At 36.5% G+C, this 9,812-nt stretch carries 7 protein-coding genes; all 7 read left to right on the forward strand.

Annotated features, from left to right (window positions below):
- Positions 1-210 precede the first annotated feature (210 nt).
- The 7 genes from MUW74_RS02050 (at position 211) to MUW74_RS02080 (ending at position 9,700) form a co-directional block, all read left to right on the forward strand.
- Positions 211-1,698: a potassium/proton antiporter gene (locus tag MUW74_RS02050; RefSeq protein WP_243517473.1), complete on the forward strand. Its 1,488-nt coding sequence runs from the start codon at positions 211-213 to the stop codon at positions 1,696-1,698.
- 74 nt (positions 1,699-1,772) lie between these two features.
- The gene (gene lpdA / locus MUW74_RS02055; RefSeq protein WP_243517476.1) at positions 1,773-3,167 is read left to right on the forward strand and encodes a dihydrolipoyl dehydrogenase; all 1,395 of its coding nucleotides are present in this window, start codon (positions 1,773-1,775) and stop codon (positions 3,165-3,167) included.
- 214 nt (positions 3,168-3,381) lie between these two features.
- Positions 3,382-4,164 (forward strand): enoyl-CoA hydratase/isomerase family protein, encoded by a 783-nt coding sequence (locus MUW74_RS02060; RefSeq protein ID WP_243018160.1) that lies wholly within the window; start codon positions 3,382-3,384, stop codon positions 4,162-4,164.
- Between the two features lie 289 nt (positions 4,165-4,453).
- A complete protein-coding gene (locus tag MUW74_RS02065; protein WP_243517478.1) occupies positions 4,454-5,143 on the forward strand; it encodes a hypothetical protein in 690 nt (229 codons plus the stop codon).
- A gap of 871 nt (positions 5,144-6,014) precedes the next feature.
- Positions 6,015-6,923, forward strand: a complete 909-nt coding sequence (locus MUW74_RS02070) for a hypothetical protein (protein ID WP_243517481.1) — start codon at positions 6,015-6,017, stop codon at positions 6,921-6,923.
- Positions 6,924-7,541: 618 nt separating this feature from the next.
- Positions 7,542-8,222 carry a hypothetical protein gene (locus MUW74_RS02075; protein WP_243553042.1) on the forward strand — a complete coding sequence of 227 codons (681 nt, stop codon included), beginning with the start codon at positions 7,542-7,544 and terminating at the stop codon, positions 8,220-8,222.
- A 194-nt stretch (positions 8,223-8,416) separates the two neighbouring features.
- The gene (locus MUW74_RS02080) at positions 8,417-9,700 is read left to right on the forward strand and encodes an ankyrin repeat domain-containing protein (protein ID WP_243517487.1); all 1,284 of its coding nucleotides are present in this window, start codon (positions 8,417-8,419) and stop codon (positions 9,698-9,700) included.
- Positions 9,701-9,812: the final 112 nt, after the last annotated feature.

The following is a 9,812-nucleotide window of genomic DNA, read 5'->3' on the forward strand; positions in this document are numbered from 1 at the left end:
ATATCAACTACTACAGATAAAAAAGCACTCCATGCAACTTTGAAACCATTGCAACAGACTTAACCAATGCAGCATAAGAGGATAAGATGCGGTAATTTTTGCTTATTTTGCTTAAATTTGATATAGTATAAAACATATCCTGCAACAGGCTAGTTATGCCAATTGTAGTGCATCTGCGTAGCTTTACATCTTTTAACATCATAAAAATCTATGCACTTAGTTCCTGAAAGCTTACTTATTGCCGGCTCTTTTTTACTCTTTTTGAGTATTGTTATTACCAAATTATCTACTAGACTGGGAATTCCAGCGTTGATTATATTTTTATTGGTAGGCATGGCTGCAGGCCATGAAAAATTGGGCAATATTGACTTTCATAATCCTATAGCTGCTCAATTGCTGGGTGCTATTACCCTGAGCTTGATTCTTTTTACAGGAGGCATAGAAACTGAGTACAAGCATATACGCCCCATTCTTTGGAATGGTATATTACTGGCAACGGTAGGTATTTTAATTACAACTTTTAGTGTTGGTCTATTTATTTGGGGGATTACAACCCTTTGGGGGGGCAGTATGCAATTCTCCTTATTAGAAGGGTTACTGATGGGATCGATTGTAGCTTCTACCGATGCAGCTGCGGTCTTTGCGATTATTCGGTCTAAGAAGATGCACCTCAAGGCCAATCTCAGTCCGATGTTAGAATTAGAATCTGGCAGTAATGATACAATGGCTTATTTTTTAATGTTTTTATTCAAAAGTCTGCTCATCACCCAACAAGCGATTAGTCCCATAGCAGCGATTTGTACTTTTATTCAAGAAATGGTGGTAGGCGGATTAGCCGGTCTATTAGTGGGTAAGCTCATGCTGGTATTGCTGGATAACCTTCGCTTAGCCAACCGTTCTCTTTACCCAGGTTTGATGTTGGCTGTCGTTATTTTTACCTATTCAGCCACCCATTTTTTGCATGGTAATGCTTTTTTAGCCGTTTATCTTGTTGGATTAATCTTGGGCAATAAAGATTTTCCACATAAAAAAAGTATCATCCAATTTTGTGAAGGCATTTCTTGGTTAATGCAAATCATTATGTTTATTATGCTTGGGCTATTGGTTTATCCTGGTAAACTTATACCTATAGCTGGTATCGGCCTATTGCTTTCTATTTTTTTAATGTTCATAGCACGTCCGTTGAGTGTTTTTATATCATTGTGTTTTTCTAAAACATTACAATTCAACCATAAGGTTTTTATCTCTTGGGTAGGCCTTAGAGGAGCTGTACCCATTGTTTTTGCTACTTATCCATTGTTAGATAATATTCACCAAGCAGATATTATCTATCATATTGTTTTTTTTGTTGTGCTCACTTCCATACTATTTCAAGGCACAACCCTCTCGCCATTGGCCAAGTGGCTCCAATTAGAAGCACCACCAGTGGAAAAACACAAACCTAGCATCCAGTTATCCAAAGAAGTAGATAGTGAATTAATAGAGGTGATTGTACCAGAAGATTCTCCAGCTATCGGTAAAAAAATAGTACAGTTGAGTTTTCCAGAAAATGTATTGATTGTGCTTATAAAAAGAAATGGTGTATATGTTATTCCTAGAGGCGATACCGTTATTATTGGATTGGACTTGCTGATGATTATGGCAGAAAAAAAGCAAACCATTCCTATTGTAAAGGAACAACTTGGTATAGTAGATTAGTGCGTTTTTAATTATAATTGTAGTTAGCTTATAACAAGCTGTAGCCTTTACAAACGCTTAAATAAACAACAAATATGCATCAGGAATATGATCTTATTATAATTGGAAGTGGTCCCGGTGGATATGTTGCTGCCATTAGGGCTGCTCAGTTAGGGATGCATGTTGCGGTCATAGAACAAGAAGCCCTTGGTGGTGTTTGTCTGAACTGGGGTTGTATTCCTACCAAAGCATTACTCAAAAGTGCCCAGGTATTTGATTACTTTAATCATGCTGCAGCTTATGGTATTGAAGTAATGGAAGCTAGGCCAAATTTTAAAGCCATCATGCAGCGCAGTCGGGATGTAGCAGCTACCATGAGTAAGGGCATTCACCATCTTTTTAAAAAGCATAAAATTACGCTTTTAGAAGGACGTGGTAAATTATTACCCCATAATACGACCTCAGTAACCACACCAGAAGGTACTACCCACCTCTACCATGCTCAACATATTATTTTGGCAACGGGTTCACGGAGTCGTCAGTTACCCCATCTACCTATTGATGGCTCCCATATTATGGGCTACAGAGCAGCACTTGCACGCACTACTCAACCCAAGTCTATAGTCATTGCAGGAGGAGGCGCTATTGGATGTGAATTCGCTTATTTTTACCATACAATAGGCTCCAAAGTCACTTTAGTGGAATATGCTCCTTATTTATTGCCACTTGAAGACGAAGAGATATCTAAACAAATTCTAAAATCTTTTAACAAAAAAGGCATACAGGTCTATACGGCTGCAGAAGTTACCAAAGTAGATGTTGGGGGGCCTACCTCTATAGCCCATGTTGCTACCCAATCAGGTGATCTAAAGATTGAAACTGAATTGGTACTTTCTGCGGTTGGTGTGCAACCTAATATAGAAGATATTGGTTTAGAGGCAAACGGCATACTGATGGAAGGTGGTAAGATTGCGGTAGATGGCTATTATAGAACCAGTTGTAAGGGTGTCTATGCTATTGGAGATCTGGTCAAAGGGCCTGCTTTAGCCCATGTAGCATCAGCAGAAGCTATTATTTGTGTAGAGAAAATAGCAGGACTCACGCCAGAGCCACTAGATTACAACAATCTACCATCTTGTACCTATACGCAACCTGAAGTAGCTTCCGTAGGTTATACAGAAAAAGCTGCAAAAGAAGCCGGTTATAAGATTAAGGTAGGTGTTTTCCCATTCTCTGCCTCTGGTAAAGCCCATGCGGCCGGTTTGCCAGAAGGGTTTGTAAAAGTGATTTTTGATGCCGAATATGGCGAATGGCTAGGTGCACATATAGTAGGCGCCCATGTAACAGAAATGATTGCAGAGGTAGTCGTTGCACGTAAACTAGAAACTACCGCATATGAAATTCAAAATAGCACTCATCCACATCCGACCATGTCGGAAGCCATTATGGAGGCTGTTGCTGCTGCCTATGGGGAAGTGATTCATCTTTAATATTGTGCGCTTTATAAATCATTAAAATCATTATGTAGGCTACTTTTAAAAAAAGTTATTGAACTATTTAAATATCCTGTATATTTGGTAAGATGGTTTTTGGCTTTAGGATAAATATAAAATATTAAATTACGTAGATAGAAAAACGGCAATCTATTTTTTTGCATTGCATACTAGTTACTGAATTAGGCTATAAAACAAATTTGCGTTCAGCATGGAAAAAACAGAATCATTACACACTAATCTAGAAGATGGTATTTTAACCATTACCTTTAAAACCGATTCAAAATCTTTCACTTTAACAGATAAAAAAATGATCGCGTTGCGTAATGTCATTCAAGAAGTCTATGACAATGACCACATAGAAGGCGTAATCATTACTGGAGAAGGTGAAGAAATTTTTTCTCTGGGTTCAGAGGTTTCTGAATTACTCAAACTCAGTGAATTGAATGCAAGAAAGTTTGCAGAAAATGGTCAAGAGGTATTGGCTTTTATAGAAAACTGTCCTAAGCCTATTTTAGCTGCTATTAATGGTTACGCTTTAGGATCTGGTTTTGAGCTAGCATTGGCTTGCCATTTTCGATTTGCGTCTGAAAATGCTATTTTTGCTTTTCCAGAAGTTACTTATGGTGTTATTCCTGGATTTGGCGGTACACAACGGTTAACCCAATTGTTGGGCAAAACTAAAGCATTAGAATACCTAATGACTGGTAAACGCATAGGTGCAGAAGATGCAGAACGTATGGGATTAGTGAGTGAAGTGGTCAGTTACAAGGAAGAGATGCTCAAGAAAGCTAAAAAATGGCTTACGGCTATTGTAAATAATTCAGACTTAGCCTTGGGTATGTTGGTAACTTGTGTCAATGCAGCTGAAAATCCAGATGAAAATGGTTTTCAAACAGAAGCAAATGGTTTTGCTAACTGCTTTAAAGCAGGAGATCTTAAAGAAAAACTAATGCAACTGATTGATAAACAAGCACTTCTAGATATGAAATAGTTTAAATTAAACAATAGATTAGCTTACATACTTTAGATGCTTTTCATCGGAAACGATAAATGTAATGTAGCTTATCTGGTTCTTCCGAATAAATCCTAAAATAATTTGTGTAACATAAAAAAATAGCTAAATTTGCTTCAGGTTATTTTCTCGGTATTTTATAGGTTTATTTCTATATCTGTTCCTCTATGGAAAACAGATGTAATAGGTTTTCGGGGTAGAAATTATACTTAGTATAGATTTATATCTGTACTGCACATGTTGTTAACATACGAATTTAAATTAAACAATGAAAAACAACTTAAAAAATAATTTTTTAATAAACTTTTACCTCCTTGCTGCACTTGGATTGGCTGGATGTACTCATTATAGAAAAGCTGAATTAGGGCTTCTAGAAACAAGGAACCAAAGTCATGCAGTATTGTCGCAACCCGAGCTATTGATCCTCAAAAAAGATGCTCAACTAGTCAAAGAACGCTCTAATATTGAAGTAACTGTTGATACGGCTGGTGCTATTGGTGCAGTGGCTACCGGTCTTACTGGAGGTACTTTTTGCAGTCTACTGGGTGGATTTAGTGGTGGTTGGTATGCTGCTTGTACAGACGCTCCTATTAGTCAGGGCATCGGCTATGGCGCTGCTAAGGGTTGGGATTTTGGTTACACCGTTTCGGCTCCTATTGGCAGGCATACTGTTCGTATAGCTACCTCTGGTTTAATATTGGCTGGATCATATGGTTATCAAGCACTTGAGTGGCTTACTGCTCATGCCTACTACGGTATTAATTCCATATATAATCCTGTGATGACACCCCCAGAAGATTTGACTGATGTCAGTGATTTCACTATTTCTGAACCGAAAGAAGACCCCGATTACTTAGTAATTGAGCCTAATGCAGCAAAGACAACGCACCCAAGCAGTGAAGTTGGTTCTAACTGGCCTTTTGTTGACACTATGGCTCGACTTGTAGCATTAGCATAGCTTTAGTTAATAGTGTACCTATTTAGCCCCTACCCATAGGGGCAGATTATACCTAAACAAAGTATTCGTTAATGCAATGGCGTCAATTTAAGCATCATATTTCATTGATTATTAAATAAAATAGCGTTTTTGAATGGATGATTAGTATCTCATCTTGCTTATGACCACCGATAAAAAATTTAGCACGCAGTAAAAATAAAGAAAGTATCTATTTCCGAAAAGAAAAATCATAATTCACCTCCCTTCGTGGGCTTCAAACAAAATCATTTTCTATCCCGTTGGGAAACAGTTATTTTAAAGACTATATTTTACTGAAATTGCCAAATGTTTCCATTCAGCCTTATGGCAGCAGTACATACAAAAAGAAAAAATGCCCCTTGTAAAAAGTTGCGATTAGAAAGCACACACTTACAACTGAAGTAGAAAAACAGCATGTTCGAAGCCCGCACAGTGGGCAAGTTCTGTTTTTCCAGCTGTAAGGTATGCTTTCAGCAACTTTTTACCCAGGGCTTGATTTTTTGCTTACTTTTTTATCAAGAAAAAAGTAAGATAAATATTCCTCTGACTTCATGCTATGTTGATAGATTGGTATGTTTATTTTTATAATAAAAAATAGCTCAAAGAATCAACCCTTTAAATTCAGTTTTTAATTGATTATCAATGATTTATATTTTTTAATTCTATCTATTTTTCATAAAATTGTAAATAAGCAAAAGCATATACCTTAGGGGCAATTGGGCCTAATTAAGGTTGCTTTTTGCTTTGATTCAAGCTAAGCAGATGGAACCATATGAATATAGATTATCAAATATGCATGGTAAGCATGCTGCTTAGTGGGCGTTATATCTTATCATTTTAAAAACAAATACAGATGAAAAATAAATATAGACAATATAAAGCAAGCTTACTGATGGGACTATTAACCTTATATACTTTGTCTTCTTGTGTTAACACACGGCAAGCATCAGATTTCAGCTTTAAAAAAACTATAGTTGGTGCTTTGGTTTGCGCTAATGGTAATGGTATGCCTGCTTCTGCTGCTGTTGGTTCGCCTAATTCAATTACACTCAGTAATCCAAACAGTGGGATAGTAGCGTCAACAAAAGATAAGTGTTTCAATGAGTGTTTAAGTACCTGTATGGTTAATCCTTCGTTAATAGATGATTCCGATGCCTTACTCAAGAAAGCGTTATTGAATAAAAATTTTTCAGACAATCATACACCTGAATCTACAGAATTGCAAGGAGAAGCAAGTTGGCTAAATTACAAATATGTGCATAACACCTCAAAAGAAAGTCCAACAACTGTTAATTACAAACCTTTAGTTCATTACAAAGGGATATTTAATTATGAAGAGGTATTCAATCACACGCCCTTGAATACAACTTTGTTTTCTTCGATTCATAAGACATACCCAATCTCAACCTTCGAAAAAGCAACCTATATTTTAATGGAAACAGGTGTGCCTCTCAATAAACAAACGTTTGAATATTTGTGTAACCAAGGGTTGGATGTAAATGTCAAAGACAGTACAGGCAGAACATTGCTTATGTGGATCGTCAAGAATTTTTGGGGCCTAGAAGTTAAAGATCTAAGGATGGTGATTCGTGCTTTTTTAGACACTGCCTTAGAAAAGGGTATAAAAGTGGACTTCGATGCAATAAACGCTGCTGGTTTAAGTGTTTTCGAAAATGAAACGGTACTAAATGAACCTCGTATTAGAAAATTATTAAATTCCTATAGAAAGAAGTTTAATAGTACAAAGAAGCCTAAAAATTAAAGTGTTTCATGAAAGTTACCTACCTGCAGGCTAACACGCAGCTATAGGAATAATAGTATCAATTGAAGAGATCAAGCTTTCGTAAAACTGATAAAGCAAGATGTAGGGAAGTTTTTCTTTGCATCTGTAAGCTATGCTTGCTGATCGCAAATTGTTACAAGGGGCCTTTTTTTCAAAACATAGCCATAGCGCTGAAAATATATCAAATAAATTGAATATCAATTTATTTGATATATTATAGAGTACCTATTCACCATTGTGGCAGAACCACCTACAAAAAGAAAAAAGGCCCATTGTACAAAAAGATTGATACGCTGACTATTACCCCCCTTTTTTAATCCAATCACCTATCTTCTGTATTGTCATTTCTCATACCATTATTTCTTGCAATTATCTTTATTTTTTGTTATTAATACGTTAAGTAAAAAAACTAAAATTGTAGATAAATCTAATTATAGATAAGTTAAGAGGTTGCTCCGTTCGATGGCGCTTAATTAAGGTTGTATTTTATCTGAAATTAAGCCGATAGAACAGACAAATATGATAGGCTATGGGATATATATGGGCAGCAACCTGCTTGGTTACGATTATAATACTATTTATTTAAAGATCAATACTATGAAAGCTTATACACGCTACAGAGCAGGTCTGCTCGCTGGACTATTAATTTTAAATACCTTATCTGCTTGCGTAAATGTACATACAAGGAAAGAGCTAGGGTTTTCCATCCCTGCTAAGCTCCAAAGATTCCATCAAAGATCCCAAAGATTATGGAATAGGAGTTCGCCATGGGCTAAGGTTTTTTATGTAACAGCCGCACTAACTTTAGTGCTTTCTCCTATTGTAGGCTGGTATGTTATTTATCATCATGCTGAGGTTGGGCATGGAGCAAATCAAATAGGTCTGGGGACATCTCCTGCTCCTCCCTTTATCCCTAATCATACAATCGATGAACCAGTAACACCCATTACAGATCCGACAGGCAATGAAAAATTTGTTAGTAGTAACGCAACAGAAGTACCAGTTAGCAACACAACAGAAGTACCATTCACTGTTGAGGATCCTAGGCGCATAACTGAGGCAATATTGACATATTTGAAAAAGCAAGGCTTCTCAATAGACAGCATCAAATATGCCTGGGAACAGGGTCTATATAAAAATGCAACGGATCAAAATGGATGCAATCTGCTACATCTAATAAGCGAATCGAAGCAACCAAATGATAAAGCAGAAGTGGTAACCTTTTTAACTGAACAAGCCGTGAATGCAAGTTCAATATGCCCAACCACCTCATTTTAATAACCTCAACATTGTTGTATAGAGCTAGCTTCGTGTATTTATTCAGCACTGTAGCAGAGCCAAAAAAAGCAAAAAGTAACATTAAAAAGTCCCTTTTTATCTTGGAATTATATTTACTTTTTTTGTGATATGAATCCTATCATTTTTATCCAAATTATTGATAACCTTCTCTGTTCCATTAAACATCAAATACTATGAAAAGGTATCTAAATTATATCGTGACCCTATTTACCGCACTATTAAGCCTGAACATTTTTTCTTCTTGTATAAGGGGAACACGTCTAAGGCGCCAAGCAATGGATGCCGGAAAAACTGCTTTAGATTCTACCTTACATGAAAAAGCAAAAACAAGCTCTGAATTAGATCAAACACCGAACAAAGGAAGTAGGCTGACACCACTCGGTCTATATATAAACAAAGGTTTTAAGTCATTAGTTATTGCTTTAGTTAATGCAAAAAGCACCAATATTAACGATACAGGGGAAGCACCACCTTCACTCTTCTATGCGCTGCAGTGTAAAAAACCGGATATAGCCGTGGCTTTATTGCAACACACTAGATGTAAGGAGTTAGATGTTACATATACTCATCCAGAAACAGTAAATACTGCTTTGCATCTGGCAGCAGCAGGTCATCTAGATGTTGTAAAAAAACTTGTAGAAGCTAAAGCAGATGTGAATGCGAAAAATAAGCAAGAAGAAACGCCTCTCTTTTTAGCATCAAAAACGGGTAACCTAGAGATAGTTAATCTTTTACTTAGAGAACCAGATATTGTTTTAAGTACCCCAGATTATACTCATTATAATAATCTTCTGGAATGGGCAGTTAATAAGAATGATGGAGGCATAACACAATTGATTTTACAATTTAAACCTAAGTTTAATAATCAAGATCATGACTATTTGTTCCGATTAGCCGCATCAAATGGTTATCTGGATACAGTTAAGGCTTTTTTAGAAAGACAACAAGATATTGATGTAAATAGCCAAAATGAAGATGGATATACTGCCTTGCACCTGGCAGCTGAAAAGGGCTATACAGAGGTAGTTAAAGAAATCTTAAACAATAAGCAGATTAAGATTGATATAAATAGCCAAAATGAGGATGGAAATACTGCATTGCATATAGCGACTATGAAAGGACGTACAGAAGTAGCTAAACTACTAATAAATAAGGAGAAGATTAATGTAAATGCACAAAATAAAGAGGGATATACTCCCTTGCATCTGGCAGCTCTGAATGGGCATACAGAGATAGTCAAAGAACTCCTAGAGAATGATAAGATTAATCTAGATGCAAATAAATCGGGACAGACTGCCTTGCATCTGGCAGCTAGGGAGGGACATACAGAGGTAGTTCAAACACTCCTAGAGAATGATAAGATTAATCTAGATGCAGATAAATGGGGACAGACTGCCTTGCATATCGCAGCTATGAATGGGCATACAGAGGTAGTCAAAGCACTCCTAAAAGTGTAGTAGTTGATATTTAATCTGACATTTGATAATTTGTGTTGATATAAATAACAACAACTATTATGAACTTACATCAAAAAATCATCAAGCCGAAATTAGGCTTATTGGAGCTAGC

This window comes from Candidatus Cardinium sp. cBcalN2 (genome assembly GCF_022810445.1).
GTDB lineage: Bacteria > Bacteroidota > Bacteroidia > Cytophagales > Amoebophilaceae > Cardinium.